Origin of the sequence: Bartonella rhinolophi (genome assembly GCF_036576165.1) — a bacterium.
GTDB lineage: Bacteria > Pseudomonadota > Alphaproteobacteria > Rhizobiales > Rhizobiaceae > Bartonella.
Window position 1 is genome coordinate 1 of the sequence record NZ_JBAFWY010000003.1, and the last position, 19,724, is coordinate 19,724.

Sequence of the window (19,724 nt, forward strand, 5' to 3'; positions counted from 1 at the left end):
TAAGTTCCAATAACGCTTCGATTTTAAAATAATTAAACCGTGCACTACGATCCGTTGAAATGCAAAACGCGCGATTAACAACCTTACCACTAAAACCTAACCGCTGCAGATATAAAAACCGAAGAGCACACTCTAAATCAGTTAACGTAGATGAGTCTTACAGAGAGAGATGTTGAAACTCCTTCACGGCTACTGATCTGGAACTTCACCATATCCATAAATGGCTAATAATGGTGCTGTGACACCCGAAAAAATTTACCACATCGGCCTTAAGCGATCATTGATAATTTTTGCTGGTGGAATCAATTTGATCTGTGTGAACAACATAAGATAACGGTTTCTCATAGAACTCTGAGCTGATTTTTGCTTGGGAGCCATGGCGTTTGGCTAATGTCTCAACAATATCTCCAACGGTTTGGGAATCAAAATGCTTACTTGTCTGTTCCTTGATCTCTTTGCGCATCATGGAAGCACTCTTGCCACAGATGCGCAAGGTTTCTCCGTCACTACTACCAGAGCTCACAACAGATTCGACAATAAAACATCCCATCGAAGCACTGATGCTGTCCTCATAACCAAAGCTAACCTGTAGATCGCTTTTACTTTGGGGAATCTCTAAATCATTGCCGCTATCATCAAACTCTGCCTCGAATGTATCACATTCATTTTCCGCATGATCGATAATGGTGGCAGATAAAAGACATTGATAAAAAACCTCATGAACAAGTTTGTCACTCACTTTTTATTATAATAAAGGGGCATGTATACTTTAATCCCATAAGCGCCTCACCGTGCTTTTCTTATCAAGCACTGTAAATTCAGGTAGGAAAACACACAAACTACGGGGTAAAAACCGTATTAGGGTAACATAATATTACACCCTGCTCTTAAATTACAATGAATCTCCCACACAAATAACAAACTCATTCGATATTATCTCCAGAATTAAGAATGTGACACCAGCTAATTTATGGATATAAAAAGAAAATTTTGACCAATCATAATTTTCTCTTCATTATAAGGGGATATATGCGATAATGCTGTTTTAAAAGGAGCATTGTTCTATTTTTGTTGTCTCAAGTTCAAAATTGCAAAAAACAAAAAATTTTTCTCCTATATAGTTTCTAAACATTTGATTTAAGCTGCTTTTTTTACCGATTTACGAGAACGGAAAGATTTTGTACCTCTTATCACTGTTTTTTCTTTTTCGTATCTTTCGCTTGAAGATGGAGAATTTTTATTCTGTGACTGTGTAGCACTATTTTGGCGACTCAAAAGTCGCTTCTGACGTTTAGATTTTTTGAAACGACGTTCCTTACTATTTTCTTTACCATTTCCCTTTTCTTTATTTTTTAGTACAGATGGCTTTTTGGGAAACGCTGCAAACTGCACTGGAATGGATTCACGCACTATTTTCATACGAATCAATTTCTCTACGGCATGCAAGCGCGTCCTCTCTACTCCTTCATCAAAAAGTGTGATGGCATTACCAGATGCACCATTGCGTCCTGTGCGACCAATGCGATGCACGTAACTGTCAGCTTCATCTGGCAAGTCGTAATTAATAACATGGCTTATTTCTGGTATATCAATACCACGCGCCGCAATATCTGTCGCAACAAGAATCCGCACTGATCCTTCACGGAAAGCTTTTAATGCACACTGCCGAGCATTTTGCGATTTATTCCCATGAATCGTTGCAACAGAATACCCTACTCTTTCTAAACTACGTGTAACAGAATCAGCACCATGTTTGGTTCGGGTAAAAACAATAACCGAAGCGAAAACTGGATTTGTCAAAAGTTTAGCTAAAACACTCTTTTTTTCACCCATAGGAACGCAGTATATTTTTTGAGCGATGTCTGCAGCAGTAGTTCCTTGTGGAGCAACCTCTATTTTTACAGGCTCATTGAGCAGAGTATTTGCAAGTGCTGAAATTTCTTTCGGCATTGTTGCAGAAAAAAGCACTGTTTGACGCTCCTTATGCAAAAATTTTACAATTTTTTGTACGTCATTAATAAAGCCCATATCTAACATACGGTCTGCTTCATCCAGAACCAAAAAACGAGACTGGGAAAGATCAACGCACTTTTCACGAACAAGGTCTATTAAACGACCTGGCGTTGCTACTAAAATATCCACACCTGCTTCCATACGTTTAATTTGTTTTAAACGTGATACTCCACCAAAAATGAGGCATGTCGAAAGATGCGTTCCTTTTGCAACAATACGAATTGTTTCATCAATCTGAACAGCCAATTCACGCGTAGGAACCAAAATTAAAGCTCGAGCAGTTCTCGGACAGCGCTTATTACCCAAAGTCAAAATCTGACTCAAGACAGGTAAACTAAATGCCAAGGTCTTTCCAGAACCTGTCTGTGCAATCCCTAAAATATCGTGCCCTTTCAGCATCATTGGAATAGCTTGCTCTTGAATAAGTTTAGGTTTATTCATACCAGAAATGGATAAGTTCTTAATCAAAAGAGTAGACAAGCCCAATTTTATAAAACCATTTTCTCTATTTATATTCAAAATAAAACCTCTCTTCAGTTCAACAATTACTAAAAAATAATAAGCTGAACTCTACTTCAAGAATCCACATAATGGAGAGCTTGACATTTTAAACTTGCGGAACAACGCTTGAAATAGCAATCATGCAACCTACAAATAATTTAAAATAAGAATAAAGGTGCATAGATTTCACCTTACAAAGAACCAGCCATCCAATCCAAACACATTCACATGTACTATCGTGAGATTACAATAAAAAAGCAAGCACCTCGCAAGACATATTTATCATAGACAAGAAAAACAATACTTTAATCATTTATTTATTATCGTTTCCTTTGGTAAATATACTTTATCAAAACCAGGATAAATCTCAAGAAAAATTGGATTATGTATAGTTTTTTGACCCCCATAAATTAAATACCATTGCGTTTGATCGAAAATCGCCAAAGTCTTATATTGAATGATGCGATCTTTCGTCTCAATCGTAGTTGGAATCAAAGCATAAAAAGTACCGTTATCGGTTTGCAAATAATTTATACTTATTTCATCTAAATAATAAGCACCAGCAGGCAAATTTTCAAATTGAACACGCAGCTGTTTAAGAAAATTATTTCGTAAATCACTTTCTGTAGTATTTAATCGGCGCGCCATTTCTTTATAAAGCCGACTGGGCATATAAGAAAAAATAGATGAAAAGTTTTTACTTTTCACAGCATTATTAACATCAATAATTAAATTTGAAAGTTCAGCTTTTTGTATTGCTGTTGGCTCAATTGCTAAGCTCTGTTTGCCAAAATAAAAAAACAAAAACAAACTCAGCATGCAATAAAAAACAGATTTCATCGCTGTATCTCTTATTTCAACTGTTTCTATCAAAATTTTAACTGCTCAGATAACAAAATCAAATAATGTCTGATCATCCGTAATATCACGATAACGCCAACCTAATTCTTGAAACTTTTTTTCTAAAGAATAAAAATTATCGTATTTTTTTGTTTCAATTGCAACTAACACAGAGCCAAAACTTCTAGTTGATTTTTTAAGATATTCAAAACGCACAATATCATCATCTGGAGATAATTGAGCAAGAAAACTACGTAACGCACCAGGATGTTGCGGAAAACTGAAAATAAAATACTTTCTCAATCCCTGAAACCGCAGAGAACGCTCTTTAATATCTGGCAAACGCTCAAAATCAAAATTACCACCTGAAATAACGAGAATAATTTTTTTGCCCTTTATCTCCTGAGAAGAAATACTGTTAAGAGAATCAAGTGATAAAGCGCCAGCTGGTTCAAGCACTATACCTTCAACATTGAGCATCTCAAGCATTGTGGAACAAACGCGATTTTCAGGAACTGTGATAACAGAATCTGGTGAAAACTGTTTCAACATTGTGTAATTTAACGTGCCAATTTCCGCCACCGCAGCACCATCTACAAATGTATCAATATTTTTAAGTTTGACACGTTTTCCATTCTTCAAACAAGCAAGCAAACTTGCAGCACCTTGCGGCTCAACAAACTGAAGTTTTGTTTTCCAACCATATTCACGTAAAAATTTGCTCACACCACTAGCTAAACCACCTCCACCTACAGGTACAATCATCAAATCTGGCTCAGTATCTCCATTAAGTTTTTTCCATTGCACAACAGCCTCGCATAAGACTGTCGCCTGCCCCGTAATAATGCGAATATCATCAAATGGCGGTGCCATCACACCACCCCCCTCAGCGACAAAAGATTGCGCGGCAGCATAACATTGGTCAAACGTATTTCCAGTTAAACGGATATCAATAAACTCTTTACCAAAAATGCGTGTCTTATCAATTTTTTGTTGCGGAGTTGTCACAGGCATAAAAATCACGCCTTTACGTTTAAAATAGCGACAAACAAAAGAAACTCCTTGTGCATGATTTCCTGCTGATGCGCAAACAAATGCAGCATCTTGAGGTATCTTAGCAAGCATTTCTGAAACAAAATTGAAAGCACCACGAATTTTATATGATCTTACTGGTGTTAAATCTTCACGTTTCAGATAAATTTCTGCATCATACTTTTGACTAAGAAAATCATTTTTTTGAAGCGGTGTTTCAGCAAACACATTATGTAAAGCTGTCGTAGCCTTAGTTACGTCATGGATAAATTTGCTCATAACACCAACCATTTCATGCTACGTTAATATTATACAGGTTTCTTCTAGCCATAAAAACAATCATTAGCAATCACTGTCAGTCAAAAAATTACCAGAGAATGAAAAATTTTTCTCTCATTCATTAATTCTTGATTCAATGAAAAATATAGCTTATGAGAGAACTTTCATCGCGGACGTGATGAAATCGGTAAACATAGCAGACTTAAAATCTGCCGGTCTAAGACCTTGCGGGTTCAAGTCCCGCCGTCCGCACCATTTATATGAAATACGAATCATTCATTCTTTTTGAATTAGTGTTTTAATTACGCCAATGATCTCAAAAATCTTCATTTTTTAAAAGTGACGTTTTAGTAATTATTTCTCACTTTATCACGATCATTAAAAAATTGATGATCTCCTCTCAGCTATAAAGTAATATTTTATGGTATAAAAAATAAAGGCTCCATTAAAGATGGAACCTCTTAGAAATTTAATTTTGCAAAAATTAGGATTTATAATTAAAATTTGTAAGCTACACCCACACGAAAGTCATTAGTCTTGTAGCCAATTTCCATCTCATCTCCAAATTTCTTTTTACCAAAATCTGAATAACGATACTCTGCACGCACAATAACATCATCTGTTATTGCAAAATCAACACCACCACCAATAGCATAACCAATCATAGTCTTTGTATCATCTAGTGTACTACTAAAGCTATCGTCTCCTGTAATTGATACCGACAAGGTATCCTGAAACTGCCCATAAGCAATACCCCCAGAAACATAAGGCATAATACGACCTGCAGAAAAACCAACACGTCCCCGTGTAGCACCAGTCCATTTTTGTTTTAAAGTATGACTAAAAGTTATACGGTCTTCTGCCTCTCTCTGATCTCCAACAACTGGCAGAGAAACTTTGCTCGCTCCACTGTTTTCACCAGATTCGTCCCTTACAATCTGACTTCCATCAGATTCGCTGGTAATGGTGATAGTTTTTGTATTTTTCCTTCCAGACAAAAGCACATCCGTCTCAACCCCTAAGATAAAACCATTGCCAGAATCAACATTAGCACCTGCATAAAAACCACCTATAAAACCAGAAGGTTCAGGTACATATTTCTTCTCAAGTGGAACCCATTTTTTATTTTTACTATCTTCATTAGGAAAAAGAGGAATTTCCTTATCAGGAGTAAATGCAGAAACTTTACTCGAAAAGCCACCAACTTGACCTCCGAAATAAAATCCTGCCCAAGAAAAACTAGGAGAAGCAGCGTCTGTTGAAACTGGTAAAGCAACGCGTTCTGGCTGATGAGAAAGTACCACATCTGCTGCCTGCACTGCAGACGCTGAGAGAACAACAGATGCTGTTATTAAATATTTTAGCTTCATAATGATACCCGATTGTTGTTATTAAAATACCGATAAAATACATTACAAGTTAATATAAAGTATATTACAATTTTTTAAACACATAAAAAATGTAAAATATAATACAATTATCAACCTATATATTGTATAAAATTATCAAAATAAATTTTTAATCGTTTTTTTTGTGTAAAGCAATACCTTAAAATAATACAGATTATTTTTAACATATTGATATTTATAAAATAGGTTATAAATACACTATATAAAGCGTTAGAAAATAAATTAGCATGGACGCGTACATTTTTACTCGTAATAAATGGTCGCACCCATTGTCAAAATTTTATTGTAACCTTGGATGCAGCTAAAGCCGTGCACAAAAACCAATATATGGATAATGGCAATAACGCCTTAATGCCTTCAACCTGCAGCGTGCTTTATCTCATTAATAAATTTGTTTAAATATATATGTAAGTAAATTATAGTAGATATTATTATTTATATTTATAAGTTATAAAAATTCTTTTTCTTAAAGAGTAATCACACTTATTAAAAAGTTTTATTCAAAAAAAACAAAATATACTATTTATATAAAAAGTTAAAAATACCAATAATAATTTACTTTAATTAAAATAATATAATAGAAATTTTATTTTATAAATATTTTTTCAATAAAGTACATAAATAAAAAACTCTAAATAACTTTATTTAAAAAATGCTTTACCATTATTTATTTCTATATTATCCTCCGGCTTTATTGCAAAACGATCCTTATTGGGAAAAGTAATAAAACATCCCTTCGTACAGACTGTAGCAGTTTGATCAGCATTCAGAGAAATATTTGATAACGTGCTTCCTTCAGCAATGATAAGTGATTGTGCTTTTAAATCAGTATTCTTCACGGTTGCTGCAAAAACAACCATAGTTAAAATATTTAACAACATAGCTGCAATAAAAACATGAACATATTTTAGCATGCTAGGATTCCTTCCTCAGCGAAACGTTTATATAATACAAAACGAAGAGCATTAGCTACCTTAGAAGTAGAAGTAATGTTGGGCACGTAAATAGCCAAAGTAAATGAAAATTTCTTACTATCAAATGCAGTAAAATTTACCTGTGGCGCTGGACTTTTTAAAACACCCTCTGTAGCTGAAGCAATTTCTAATAAAATTTCCACAACGTGCTCTGGAGAAATATTGGATGAAACATCAACAGGGATATCAATCCGCCCTATTTTGGTACGTCGGGTCCAATTTGTTACATTATTATTGATGAGGCTTGAATTAGGAATAATAACAGTCTTATGTTGAAATGTTTCAAGTTCAGTTGCGCGCACATTGATTCGCTTGACAATACCACCTACAGATCCAGATTCTACGTAATCACCTAGTTTAAACGGTCTTCCAACCAAAATAATAAGACCAGATACAAAATTTTGAACAATATTTTGTAGACCAAAACCTATACCAAGCGAGAGTCCGCCAGCAATCAAGGCAAAATTTCTAAGATCCAAACCTGCCGTTGATAATCCTATCAAAACAGACACAACAATACCACCATAACTTATCACTGTTTTGATAGAATTACGCGCACCAGAATCAAGTTCTTCACGCACTAACACCATACCATCCAGCCAACTGATAAATCGGCGAACAAGGAACAAACAAGCAAAGAAAGCAACAATTCCTGTTGCAATAGAAATCAAAGAAATAGACACATTTCCAATTTGAAAACCAGTAACTAACTGCCACAACACTGCCTTCAAATCAGAATACGAAAACCCAAACTGAACAACAATTGGCATTGCACAAAATACAATAACAACTAAATTGAGAAAAATGCTAATAACAATTCCCAACTGATCCATAGTTCTCTTTTCTAAATGCAACCACTGCATTAAAGCTTGACCAGCGCTTGTTTTCATAAATTGGCCTTTAGATCCAATAGCTTGAGAACTTTTTATCCCCAAATACATTAAAACCAAAAATGCACTATCGATCACAATTTGTTGCATTATAAAACGTGCCAAACCGATATAACCCCAAAAGTCCATTACAATGAGCGATATCCCCAATACAATGAGAGGGACACGTATATAAAATGGCAAAAATAGTGGCTCTCTTTCTTCACTTTGAGAACCTCTACGTTTAAACTGCAGCGGCATAAATGAAATTATAAACAGCAATACCGCCACAACAAAAACAGCAATGAAACTTTTGAAAACTGTCAAAGAGAGAGAAGCGGAAACAACTTGATAAATACTATCAAAAACAGCATCAAATGCCAAAACTCCACCTAAAAAAGTGAGCAATATTACCAATTGTTTTGCCGCCAATGGTGCAATATTGATAAGTCGCATATGTGTCATGTTCGATGATAAAAGAACGACAGCTAAACGATTTATAAAAAAGATAAAAATAATTTGATGCCCAATCGCATGAAATACCGTTGTGAGTTTTCCTAAATCCAAACTAAAACTGCGAAACAAAAAAAACATGGAATAAACGCAAGCGATACATACAAGCGAAGGGAGAAGAATTGAAACAAAAGCGACTAATAAGCGCTGTAAATAAGATATTTCCTCATTACCATTACCGTTGGTAGCATGACGATATACACGTACAAGAGCTTTACGAGAAAAGTAAGAAAGACCACAAGCAATAAAAATTGGAATCAAAAAGGCAAGAAAAAGTTGTAGTAATTTGAAATGAAATACAAATTTCCACCAAGATTTTAACAGAAACACAAAATCAGATGAAGCTTCTCTAGTCTTTTCAATGAGGTGTTTAAACATTGATGTCGAAAACTCAAACTTGTACGTAAGTGTCCGTTTTAAAAGTTCCCGAGATTGAGCAGTCGCAAGTTCGGCCATTCTATTTGTAGCCAGAAATACTTCTTCAAACCGAAGCACTGTACCATTAATTTTAGCTCTTAGCTCTATCAAATTGGAGCGCTTTTGACTTTGACTGCTTAAGCTTTTTTGGTCATCATGAAGCTCTGTTATTTGATCCAGAAGTGCATTAATATCATTAAGAGGAGTACGCAAAATAAATGCTGCTTCTATAGCACGTCTACTGATATCTCGCGCTCGTAACCGCAACTCTGCTAAAGCATGTTCATCTTCTAACTCACGCTCAAAATCTTTTTTTAAAGTCTCTGTATCTTGTTCAAGAGTCTTGGCAATTGACTGCTGTTGTTCAATAATTTCATCAATTGAATGCGTAGTGAGTGATTGTTTAGCTATTGCATTTTGTGATATTAAATGCCCCCATGCACAAGAGCTAAATACGACAATAATCTTAAAAATGAAGAAAAGAATGCATAATCTCTTTTTAAAAAATGAATACATATCTGCCTTATATAAATATGAGCAATTCCCTCCTATTTTAAAATATGGCATGAAGCAAATATTTTCAACTTCCGCAAAATAATCTATAATGAATAACACTAAATTATAAAGCTTTCCCTCATCCTATAATACTGATAAAAGAAAGAATAATAGTAAGCTAAAATCATAAAATAAAGAAAGCGTTCTCGCATGTTTTTTTTGCACCTATATTGCAAAAAAGGAAATTTTCTCTCTTTCACGAGTGGATTTTTTCTGTCCTACTTTGGCATGTTGCTGAAGAGTGCCCTAGGAGCGAGGAGCAACTTGATCAATCAGCCACATGCCAACGATATTAAAGCTAATACACTTCATCAAGAAAACAAGCGTGATCAATTTAATGTTACAATGGATGCAAATAAAAAATTCGTAACACTTCATACAAAACACGTTTTGCCTGTCAATGCTTTTCAAAGTATTCTAACATTGAATACATTTTTAATAATCACCGTGGTTACTTGCACACAACTTCGTCATCTTCAAATGCAATATTTTTCAAACAAACGTGCTCCTCCTATTTGCGAGCTATATTATTCTATTTTATTCCTGCCTTTAACCTTGATAACCATTAGATTACCTATTAGCGGAATACATCATGCGTACACCTAGTTGGTTGACTACTCTTTATTGTTTTATCATTTTAAGCAGCATCTACATTGCTTTGCCCAATTTATTTTCGCAAGAACAAATTGAAAATTCAAAATTCTTACCAAACACTCATGTAACACTTGGGCTTGATCTTCAAGGAGGCTCTTCTCTCTTACTCGAAGTCGATACCAAAACATTAAAGCGCGATCAACTACACATAATTTTGGGTAGTGTACGTAATAAACTACGTGAAAAACAAATCCGTACATCGAGCGTCCGCATCGTTGACAATAGCGTAGTTGCTATCATTTCTGATCCAACACAAAGTGAAAAAGCTCTTTCTGCTTTAAAGACATTGATTACACCTATACACAGCAGCTTTGGCACTACAGCCGATGATATTACTATCAGTGCTCAAAATGAGACTATCCGTATAGTATTAACTGAAGCGAGTATTAAAGACCGTATAAGCAATGCTATTGAACAAAGCTTAGAAATCATACGTCGTCGTATAGATCAAGTTGGTGTGACCGAGCCTGCCATCCAAAAGGTAGGCACTGACCGTATTATGGTTCAACTGCCTGGTTTACAAGATCCAAAGCAATTGCGTGATCTTTTAGGAACTACTGCTAAGATGACCTTTCATCTTGTCCCTCTCAATGTAGATATAAATAATCCACCTGTAGGGGTTTCAATCCTTCCTGGATATATTGATGATGGACAACGCTATGCAGTTTATGACCAAGTCGCTTTGGATGGAAATGTGCTCAAAGATGCCCGTGCAGGTTTCGACCCGCAAATGCCAGGACGTTCGATTATATCATTCACCATGAATTCCACTGGTTCAAAAATATTTGCAGATATAACACGACAGAACATTAACCGCCCCTTTGCAATTGTTCTTGATAATAAAGTTTTAACCGCACCCATTATTAATGGTGTTATTCCTAACGGACAAGGACAAATTACGGGAAATTTTGACCCCAAAGAAGCATCAACTTTGGCAGCTCTACTGCGAGCTGGCTCTTTGCCCGCACCACTAACCGTAATTGAAGAGAGAACCGTAGGCCCCAACCTTGGTGCTGACGCCATTCAAATGGGACTTTACACAGGTATTATAGGTTTTGTTCTCGTTACGATTTTTATTTTTTTTCTTTATGGGATGTGGGGTATCATTGCAAATATAGCGTTGGCACTGCATACCGTTTTAACACTTGCAGCGCTAAGTCTTCTTGGTGCTACACTCACATTACCAGGAATTGCTGGGATTATTTTAGGTATCGGAATTTCTGTTGATGCCAATATTCTAATCAATGAACGAATCCGCGAAGAAAGTCGAAAAGGGATCAGCGCCTTTGCTGCTTTGGATCGTGGCTTTAAACAAGCTTTTGCAACCATCGTTGATGCCAATGTGACTGCAATTATTGCAACTATTTTGCTATTTTGGTTTGGCACTGGTCCTGTTCGCGGTTTTGCTGTAACAATGTTGCTTGGTATTATCATTTCCATGTTTACAAATATCACCATTGTGCGCATCATCATGATTTGGGTAGTTCGTAAGTGGAAAATTAAAACTCTTCATTTTCGCTCTATTTTCAACATTATCTCTCAAAATACGACTTTTCGTTTTATGAAAGCTCGTTTTATTGGTATCGGTGTATCAATTGTTTTATCACTTGCTTCAGTTTTTCTGTTTTTTAAACCTGGCTTAAATTTGGGTATTGATTTTATTGGTGGCAGCCAAATAAGTATTACCACAAAAGCACCAGCAAACTTGGCAACTTTACGCTCCGAGCTTTCCACCCTTAACATTGGTGAAGTGACACTGCAAAATGTTGATAACACAAACAACGTTTTGATTCGCATTCAGAAACAAAATGGCAGCGAAGCACAACAAACTATTGCTATTGATAAGGTAAAAAAAGCTATACACAATATCTACCCAGATACTATATTCGATCAAATAGAGGTTGTTGGTCCTAAAATTTCAGGTGAACTTGCCACAGCTGCTTTTACTGCTGTTGTTTTAGCGGCAATTGCCATGTCACTCTATATATGGTTACGCTTTGAATGGTTTTTTGCAATTGGAGCAATCGTTACACTCATATTAGACACCACAAAAATGATTGGTTTTTTTGCTTTATTTAAACTCGATTTTAATTTAACTGCCATTGCCGCCCTGTTAACGATTGTTGGCTATTCCATAAATGATAAAGTTGTTGTCTATGATCGAATGCGTGAAAATATGCGTCTTTATAAAAAAATGCCACTGCGTGAATTGATTGATTCTTCAATTAATCAGGTTCTTATACGCTGTATCTTTACATCAGCCACCACAGTTTTAGCTATGCTCCCTATGGCGATATGGGGCGGAAGCGCTGTGCATAATTTTGCATTCCCCATGGTCTTTGGAATTATTATTGCAACATCATCTTCAATCTTTATCGCAGCTCCTATTTTATTACTACTAGGGAATTGGTGGAATAAACGAAATAATCATACAAAAACGCTAAACTAAAATGAAAATACCATGCTAATTTATATGATATGCCATTCTCTTTTTTTCATAAAAAAATTATAACCGCTTCAATTAGTTAACTTTTTTAAAAAGAATCGTAAATAATTATGCTCCATGATACGCCACTTATTACAACTATTGTTGCGGGTTTATGTTTAGCATTTCTTTTGGGAATGATTGCTAATCGTTTGCGCATTTCACCACTCGTAGGATACTTATTAGCGGGTGTTATTGTGGGACCCAATACAGGTGGATTTGAAATAGATTCCGTTATTATCAATCAACTTGCCGAAATTGGTATAATTTTGCTAATGTTTGGTGTTGGACTACATTTTTCATTAAAAGACCTTTTATCTGTCAAAGCTATTGCTATCCCTGCTGCTATTGCACAGATGGCATTTTCTACTTTTTTAGGCTTATTGCTCAGCCTGACCATGGGGTGGGGATTTAGTAGCGGCATCGTTTTCGGTTTAGCTTTATCAACAGCAAGTACTGTTATCCTGCTACGCGCTTTGCAAGAACGCCATCTTATTGAAACAGAAAAAGGGCGTATTGCTGTAGGTTGGTTGATCATTGAAGATCTTGCTATGGTTCTTATACTTGTTCTCATCCCTTCACTAGCAACCATCTTTGGTAATACAAAAAAAGAAGCCATTGATCCTCTTGTTCAATGGCTAGACTTAGATATTAGAGGAGTTTTTGGTCTTACCATCCTAAAAGTTATTGTATTTATCGCTCTCATGCTTGTTATTGGGAGACGCGTTATTCCATGGTTACTAAAAGTAAGTGCACAATCAGGATCACGTGAATTATTTCGTCTTAGCGTCTTTGCAATTGCGCTAGGAGTAGCTTTTGGAGCTGCTCATTTATTTGGTGTTTCTCTTTCTCTTGGTGCCTTTTTTGCAGGTATGGTTATGAGTGAATCAGAACTCAGTCATCGTGCAGCAGAAGAATCTTTACCATTGCGAGATGCGTTCTCTGTTCTCTTTTTTGTTTCTGTAGGCATGTTATTTGATCCAGGGAAAATATTGACCAACTTTTTTCCTCTTCTCGCAACATTATTAATTATCATATTAGGAAAATCTATTGTTTCCTTCTTCATTATTAAAGCTTTTGGCTATTCTAATAAAACTGCTTTAACCATCTCTGCTAGCCTCGCACAAATTGGAGAATTTTCTTTTATCCTTGCAGGACTAAGTTTGAATTTTGGGCTCTTAAACAACGATGCTCATGATTTAATTCTTGGGGGAGCAATTCTCTCTATCTTACTCAATCCCTTTGTTTTCACCGCCTGTGACAAAATTAAAAAATATCTAGAAAATTTTCCTGCAAATTTACAAGATACACAAACAATTATTAATATTGATCCAGAGGATTCTGACCAAGAATTTGTGCCAATTACCTCAAAAACCAATCATATTGTCGTTATTGGTTATGGTCGTATTGGTAAATATGTTGCATTATCCTTAATGAAGAAAGGCGAACCTGTAATAGTAGTGGAAGAATCAAGACGCCTTGCTGATAAAGCAATTAAAGATGGAATTGAGGCAATTTGCGGCAACATTATACAACAAGAAATAATAAATGCAGCAAATATTAGTAACGCGTGCAAAATTGTTATTACAATGCGCAACAGCATTGAGGTAGGACAATGTATAACAAATATACGTGATATTAAGAAAGATATTCCAATCATCACTCATGCGCTATCCAATACAGAAACAACCTATCTCATTGATTTAGGTGCAGATATTGTAGTAACTGATGATGATGAAATCGCTAACGGTGTTATTGAATATGTAACTGGACAACGATCTTTATCACATACAAGTAACCATGAACTAAGTTTATAAAAAGCATAAATGCAAAAAAGCGGATGACGAAGCATGAAAATAAAGCAATTTATATGGCCATTTATTGGTATTTTAGCAATGCTAATATCTATCCGTATTCTTTATATCAAGTTATCTGCTATTTCTTTCAACGATGTACTAGAACGCCTGGGTAATTTGAATGCACAGCACTGGCTATTAGCCTGTTTATGTTCTCTGATAGCTTATGCTTCTCTCGCTGGGTATGACAGAATCGCCTTACAACATCTCGGTCATAAAATTTCTTGGGTTTTTATCGCTATATGTTCGTTTACCACCTATGCACTTTCACACAATATTGGCGCTTCAGTTTTTTCTGGTGCAATCGTGCGCTATCGTGCCTATAAAATGAAAGGATTAAACGGGACAGAAATCGCAATATTAGTAGGATTTTGCTCTTTTACTTTTATAATAGGCACAATCTTACTTTTTGGTATTGTTTTGATTCTGCAACCTGAAATTATCACTCTCATTCATAAGGACCTTCCTGAATGGCTTGGCACGATGGTTGGTGCAATTTTACTCGTCTGCATAGCACTCTACATTTTTGGCAGCTGGCTTCAGTTAAAGCCTTTACGTTTAGGCAAAAAAATTCAACTTTCTTACCCCCAGCTGAAAGTTGTTATTCAACAGCTGCTCATTAGTCCGCTAGAACTTTTAGGAGCAGCAGGAATTATATATGCTGTGCTTCCACATAACGCGGATATTCATTTTATTTCTGTTCTTGGTGTTTTCCTTGCATCGTTTACTATAACCATTCTTTCTAATGCTCCTGCAGGAGGAGTTGGCGTTCTTGAAGCCCTATTCATAACAGGTATGCCCAATACAGATCCAACTGATGTTATCGCAGCGCTTATTGTGTTTAGGATGCTTTATTTGATTATACCGTTCATTATCTCATTATTCGTTGTAGCAATTTTTGAGTTTCAACAATATCGAAAACGAACACAAAAGACATCACCAAAATAAAAAAGGATACATCTCCATTATTCTTTTTTGCGCACACGTAAATAACAAAGACGATATCACTTTCGATTTTACATGGAAATTAATGCAATTATTGCCTTTATCATATCCTTTTTAGATTTAGTATAAATTATACTTGCAGTGCCTTTATTTCTATACAAACTTCCCGTTTAAAAATATGTAGCAATATTCAATATTTCAATTTTTCTTAAAAAAAGCTGTCTATAAGCTTACCTAATAAAAACTGTACGGAAAAGTAACAACTTAATAACCTTCATTGGATTTTAAATGTAGATATTTAATCACTATTTTGTAGTATAGTACATGCTGTAACGCCTTTAGAGAAAGAAGAAAATAAAAATAAGCTTCGTAAACGATCACATAAAATACAAACAATAATTTCACAAAATTTGTTATATTAAAAAACACACAAAAAGTGTACACGTAATTATTATTTCGTTTACAAATGACTCTACATCATTTTGTTCTCGAATCCTTATGCTGATCGTCGATTAAAGCTTTTTTTTTATCATAAAAAAAATCACTAGACTTCACCATCTTCGCACATCCATCACTACACACTCTAAAATCTTTCATCAAAAATAATTTTTAAAACAATAACCAAACAGCCACTCCCCGATCAGCTTTTGATTTTCTATAATAGTGATAAATTTTTTCTTTTGCTTAGCGCGAATTACTAGCTTTTTTCCTGCAAAACAAGTCGAGAAATAAGAATTTTAGATATATTTCGGCGATCCATCTCTATAACTTTAAAACGCAAACCATCAGACTCAAAGCTCTCACCTTCGTTGGGCAAATGACCAAAACGCCAAAGCATAAATCCTGCTAAGGTAGTATAACGATCTGCTTCATCAACAAGATTACGCTCAAGATAACCACTTAAACGGCGAATGTCAGCATATCCCTCAACAAGAAAACTTCCATCTTCAAGCTGTTCTGCCACCACAGGTTGTTCTTCATCATCATCAGGAAAATCCCCTGCAATAGCTTCAAGAATATCTGTCGGCGTTGCAATTCCTTCAAAAGATCCATGCTCGTCAACAATAATTGCAAGCTGAATTGAAGAACGCCGTAATTGCTCCATCAATCGTAAAACGCTTGTATTTTCATGAACAACGAGTGGTTCACGCATAGCTTTTTTCCAATTGATTTTTTTGCCCTCAGCCAAACTCAAAAGAAGATCTTTGGTCAAAGCAACACCAACAAATTCATCCACTTTTTCACGTGCAAGAATTAAACGACTATGCTTAACTTGTTGCAACTCTTCACGCATTTCATTTTCATCACTATTTAAATCTAACCACTCAATCTCATTACGCGGCGACATAATAGAACGAACAGGACGATCTGCTAAATCAAGAACACCACGAATCATCTCCTTTTCTTCTGGTCGAAAAATCTCAGAAGCTGCAGCCTGCTCAGCAATCACATCCACAGTTTCACTAAGATTTCCGTCCTTTTTTCCGCCCCCTAAAAGCCTCAAAACAGCATCAGCTGTTCGACTACGTAAATCATTTGTTGTAATCATTTTTTCACGATTACGACGTCCAATTTGATTAAAAGCTTCAATGAGAACAGAAAAACCTATAGCCGCATACAAATACCCTTTTGGAATATGGAAGCCAAATCCTTCAACAATCAAAGTAAAACCAATCATCATCAAAAAACCAAGACAAAGAATTACAATAGTATTATGGCGATTAATAAAACGCATGAGAGTGCCAGACCCATACATCATCACACCCATAGCAACGATCACTGCTACATACATAACCATTGCTTGCTCTTTGGCAATCATACCCGTTGCAGTAATAATACTATCAAGAGAAAACACTGCATCAAGTACAACGATTTGAACTATTACTTGCCAAAAAACAGCATAAGTGACACCTGTTTCTTTTTCATGCGTGGTACCTTCTAACCTTTCATGTAATTCTAGTGTTCCTTTTGCCAGCAAAAAAGCTCCACCACCAATCAAGATGAAACTATGCCAACTAAACACAAAGGATGAAATAGAAAGAATCATTGTCTCAAGATTCATCACCCATCCAATAATCGTCAAAAGAAAAATTCGCATAACTAATGCTAAAGTTAAACCTATCAAGCGTGCACGATCACGCAAATGCAAAGGCAATTTTTCTGCTAAAATTGCAATAAAAACAAGGTTATCTATTCCCAAAACAATTTCGAGAAAAATCAACGTAACCAAGCCAAACCACGCATTGGGATCAGCGATCCATTCCATCATAGTTCACCCTTTAAAAGCGTCTTGAAAAGCTTAAATGCGTGCGGCTGACAAAACAAATTCATGAGCTTTCATTCGCACAATTGATCAAAAACATTGAACATCAGATTGAGTCTAGAAGCAAAAAAATACACGACATTACTTAAATGCACATGGTTATTGATAAAGTTTATAAAACAGAACGGCAAATCATACCGCTTGCAACCACAAGAAGGTTTTTCTGAATTTTGCTCGGGCATTACGCTCGACGATCCTCCAACTACAGTTCCAACTTACAATCAGAACATTTATTTATAGAGACCTCTATAATGGTTCTGTTTTTGTATAAGATCAAGAGGCAGTAGCATATTTTAAATTGTACAACCAGTTTAGCTATAACTTCTACTATTTTATATAAAAAGCAACGAGACTATCTAGACATCTTTCCTCAAGAGCGTTATAGAGCCATTCATTCTCATCTTTTGAGAATAAGTGGGTGATTAGCTCAGTTGGTAGAGCAGCTGACTCTTAATCAGCGGGTCGTGGGTTCGATCCCCTCATCACCCACCAATAAAATCAATAAGTTAGCAATTTTTCTTCAATCATAAAAGATGTTTTTAGTTGCTGGGTGCTCTACCGCACCATCTAAATGAAACTATTGGGAAATTTATAGGAATAATGATATTTGAATGGTTAATACAATAAAATATCAGTTTGATATCCAATTTTAGACAGTAATATAGGGATGAATTATTAATAACTGGTAGCACTGATTCGTGACAATTAATAAATTATCTTTAAAGAAATTTTTTTTACACAGCTATAGCATCAATCTGTTATTCATCGTCAAATTAGAGATTTCATAGATCTTACCTCTTAAAAAACGTAAACAATGTCTTAAAATAATTATCCATCGTGATTTCTAAAATACTAAAATTATAAATATCGTATTCCTCAATTTAGTAGATGCCCAGCATTATTTTCGCACCTATTTTTGGTGTATTGTGACAGATAAATACAATAATAAAATGCAAATTATCGTTTCAAATCTTGTTAGAGGTTTAGTTATCATGAGTTGAGTAATATTAAGGCATTTATATATAGCAATAAAATTGATGTTGCTGTGTGCCTTCTTAAGTATTTTTATCTGTTTTTATATGTCATCAGCTGTTCCTTTAAATCCAAAGCATCATTCTGAAAGAACATCTAATTAATGCGAACACAAAAATCGATATAATTTATTAAGCTTGGCACTATCATAGGCATAGGGTTAAGTGGATTTACATTCTCATATGCAAAAATAAAAGGAGCCCTTTTGATAGGTATATTATGTTTTTATAGTTGTAGTTTTTTTAGCCTTCTAATGAAAGTACCTAAAACCGCACAAAATGAAAGCCAAAATCAACAAAATTGGTGGAATAGCTATATTTCATCACTCAGCTACTTTAGACAAAACCCAAATTTTCTATGCCTTACTTCAACTAGATGATAATTATGACTCTTTTGATGATACAACCCCTATTGTTCCCGTTTTTTATACACGAGAAATATTGAATGCCAATATCAAAATTTTTGCAATATTTGAAGCACTATAATTCATTAGGCGTATTTACGAGCGCACTTTTTGCTCCGATATTTTATCAAGAAAAAAACAAGCAAAAGAATAAGCTTAATTTAAATACTGTAAATATGCACTACTCTATACAGTACTGCCCTAATGTAAGCATATGTTTTTATCATTCAATTAATTAGCCTTTCTTAAAAAAAAATTAAACAAATACCAAAATTGGAAATTTCAATGAACAAAGATTCTATATATATCATCAAATGCTGGTAGCTTTTTTGCTAAACTACCAAAAAATGTTAACGCATCTTTTCAATCAAATTTCTATTGTGAAAAAACAATAATGCAGTATTTTGAAATTTTTTAATTTGCTGAATCAAAGCTTCTTTACCCAACAAATATAAATTGCTTTGTCGGATCACATAGAAAAAATATGTGATTTTTTACTAGCGAACTGTTTGTTTAAAACAATCATCATTAACAAATAAAATCAATAAGTTGAAATTTTTTTTTCATTATAAAAATTATGTTACTTTTCTATAGCTTATCAGCAAATTTTGTACTAGGTTATGT

11 protein-coding genes, 2 tRNA genes and 1 pseudogene are annotated in these 19,724 nt (G+C 35.0%); 6 read left to right on the plus strand and 8 right to left on the minus strand.

What is annotated here, in order from left to right; translation table 11 throughout:
* Window positions 1–307 precede the first annotated feature (307 nt).
* The 4 genes and pseudogenes from V5N67_RS03045 to ilvA form a co-directional block, all read right to left on the minus strand.
* A pseudogene (locus V5N67_RS03045) lies at window positions 308–779 on the minus strand (late control protein); the annotation flags it as partial.
* 358 nt (window positions 780–1,137) lie between these two features.
* Entirely contained in the window at window positions 1,138–2,532 is a 1,395-nt protein-coding gene (locus V5N67_RS03050; protein ID WP_332060438.1) for a DEAD/DEAH box helicase, read from the minus strand.
* A gap of 291 nt (window positions 2,533–2,823) precedes the next feature.
* Entirely contained in the window at window positions 2,824–3,354 is a 531-nt protein-coding gene (locus tag V5N67_RS03055; RefSeq protein WP_332060547.1) for a hypothetical protein, read from the minus strand.
* Window positions 3,355–3,399: 45 nt separating this feature from the next.
* Window positions 3,400–4,665: a threonine ammonia-lyase IlvA gene (gene ilvA, locus V5N67_RS03060; protein WP_332060439.1), complete on the minus strand. Its 1,266-nt coding sequence runs from the start codon at window positions 4,663–4,665 to the stop codon at window positions 3,400–3,402.
* Window positions 4,666–4,834: 169 nt separating this feature from the next.
* Between ilvA and V5N67_RS03065 the strand changes: the two genes are divergently transcribed.
* Window positions 4,835–4,920: transfer RNA gene (locus V5N67_RS03065), tRNA-Leu, on the plus strand.
* Between the two features lie 242 nt (window positions 4,921–5,162).
* On the opposite strand, the gene V5N67_RS03070 is transcribed toward V5N67_RS03065, so the two are convergent.
* The 3 genes from V5N67_RS03070 to V5N67_RS03080 form a co-directional block, all read right to left on the minus strand.
* Window positions 5,163–6,035 carry an outer membrane protein gene (locus tag V5N67_RS03070; protein WP_332060440.1) on the minus strand — a complete coding sequence of 291 codons (873 nt, stop codon included), beginning with the start codon at window positions 6,033–6,035 and terminating at the stop codon, window positions 5,163–5,165.
* A 680-nt stretch (window positions 6,036–6,715) separates the two neighbouring features.
* On the minus strand, window positions 6,716–6,988 hold the full coding sequence (locus V5N67_RS03075; RefSeq protein WP_332060441.1) for a hypothetical protein: 273 nt from the start codon (window positions 6,986–6,988) through the stop codon (window positions 6,716–6,718).
* Window positions 6,982–9,363, minus strand: coding sequence for a mechanosensitive ion channel domain-containing protein (locus tag V5N67_RS03080; RefSeq protein WP_332060442.1), 2,382 nt, complete (start codon window positions 9,361–9,363; stop codon window positions 6,982–6,984). The genes V5N67_RS03075 and V5N67_RS03080 overlap by 7 nt, the downstream gene beginning before the upstream one ends.
* A gap of 631 nt (window positions 9,364–9,994) precedes the next feature.
* Between V5N67_RS03080 and secD the strand changes: the two genes are divergently transcribed.
* The 3 genes from secD (at window position 9,995) to V5N67_RS03095 (ending at window position 15,345) form a co-directional block, all read left to right on the plus strand.
* Window positions 9,995–12,505: a protein translocase subunit SecD gene (secD, locus tag V5N67_RS03085; RefSeq protein WP_332060443.1), complete on the plus strand. Its 2,511-nt coding sequence runs from the start codon at window positions 9,995–9,997 to the stop codon at window positions 12,503–12,505.
* A gap of 107 nt (window positions 12,506–12,612) precedes the next feature.
* Window positions 12,613–14,358 carry a cation:proton antiporter domain-containing protein gene (locus V5N67_RS03090; protein ID WP_332060444.1) on the plus strand — a complete coding sequence of 582 codons (1,746 nt, stop codon included), beginning with the start codon at window positions 12,613–12,615 and terminating at the stop codon, window positions 14,356–14,358.
* Window positions 14,359–14,391: 33 nt separating this feature from the next.
* Window positions 14,392–15,345 carry a lysylphosphatidylglycerol synthase transmembrane domain-containing protein gene (locus tag V5N67_RS03095; RefSeq protein WP_332060445.1) on the plus strand — a complete coding sequence of 318 codons (954 nt, stop codon included), beginning with the start codon at window positions 14,392–14,394 and terminating at the stop codon, window positions 15,343–15,345.
* Window positions 15,346–16,039: 694 nt separating this feature from the next.
* On the opposite strand, the gene V5N67_RS03100 is transcribed toward V5N67_RS03095, so the two are convergent.
* Window positions 16,040–17,611, minus strand: a complete 1,572-nt coding sequence (locus V5N67_RS03100) for a TerC family protein (protein WP_332060446.1) — start codon at window positions 17,609–17,611, stop codon at window positions 16,040–16,042.
* Between the two features lie 470 nt (window positions 17,612–18,081).
* Between V5N67_RS03100 and V5N67_RS03105 the strand changes: the two genes are divergently transcribed.
* Together V5N67_RS03105 and V5N67_RS03110 are read left to right on the plus strand one after the other, a co-directional pair.
* Window positions 18,082–18,157, plus strand: a tRNA-Lys gene (locus tag V5N67_RS03105).
* Between the two features lie 818 nt (window positions 18,158–18,975).
* Window positions 18,976–19,182: a hypothetical protein gene (locus V5N67_RS03110; RefSeq protein WP_332060447.1), complete on the plus strand. Its 207-nt coding sequence runs from the start codon at window positions 18,976–18,978 to the stop codon at window positions 19,180–19,182.
* Window positions 19,183–19,724 lie beyond the last annotated feature (542 nt).

Excerpts from the sequence above, each read along its gene's own strand:
- V5N67_RS03055 (WP_332060547.1), bottom strand. The coding sequence starts at position 3,354 with ATGAAATCTGTTTTTTATTGCATGCTGAGTTTGTTTTTGTTTTTTTAT.
- ilvA (WP_332060439.1), bottom strand. The coding sequence starts at position 4,665 with ATGAGCAAATTTATCCATGACGTAACTAAGGCTACGACAGCTTTACAT.
- V5N67_RS03070 (WP_332060440.1), bottom strand. The coding sequence starts at position 6,035 with ATGAAGCTAAAATATTTAATAACAGCATCTGTTGTTCTCTCAGCGTCT.
- V5N67_RS03075 (WP_332060441.1), bottom strand. The coding sequence starts at position 6,988 with ATGCTAAAATATGTTCATGTTTTTATTGCAGCTATGTTGTTAAATATT.
- V5N67_RS03080 (WP_332060442.1), bottom strand. The coding sequence starts at position 9,363 with ATGTATTCATTTTTTAAAAAGAGATTATGCATTCTTTTCTTCATTTTT.
- secD (WP_332060443.1), top strand. The coding sequence starts at position 9,995 with ATGCGTACACCTAGTTGGTTGACTACTCTTTATTGTTTTATCATTTTA.
- V5N67_RS03090 (WP_332060444.1), top strand. The coding sequence starts at position 12,613 with ATGCTCCATGATACGCCACTTATTACAACTATTGTTGCGGGTTTATGT.
- V5N67_RS03095 (WP_332060445.1), top strand. The coding sequence starts at position 14,392 with ATGAAAATAAAGCAATTTATATGGCCATTTATTGGTATTTTAGCAATG.
- V5N67_RS03100 (WP_332060446.1), bottom strand. The coding sequence starts at position 17,611 with ATGATGGAATGGATCGCTGATCCCAATGCGTGGTTTGGCTTGGTTACG.
- V5N67_RS03110 (WP_332060447.1), top strand. The coding sequence starts at position 18,976 with ATGAAAGCCAAAATCAACAAAATTGGTGGAATAGCTATATTTCATCAC.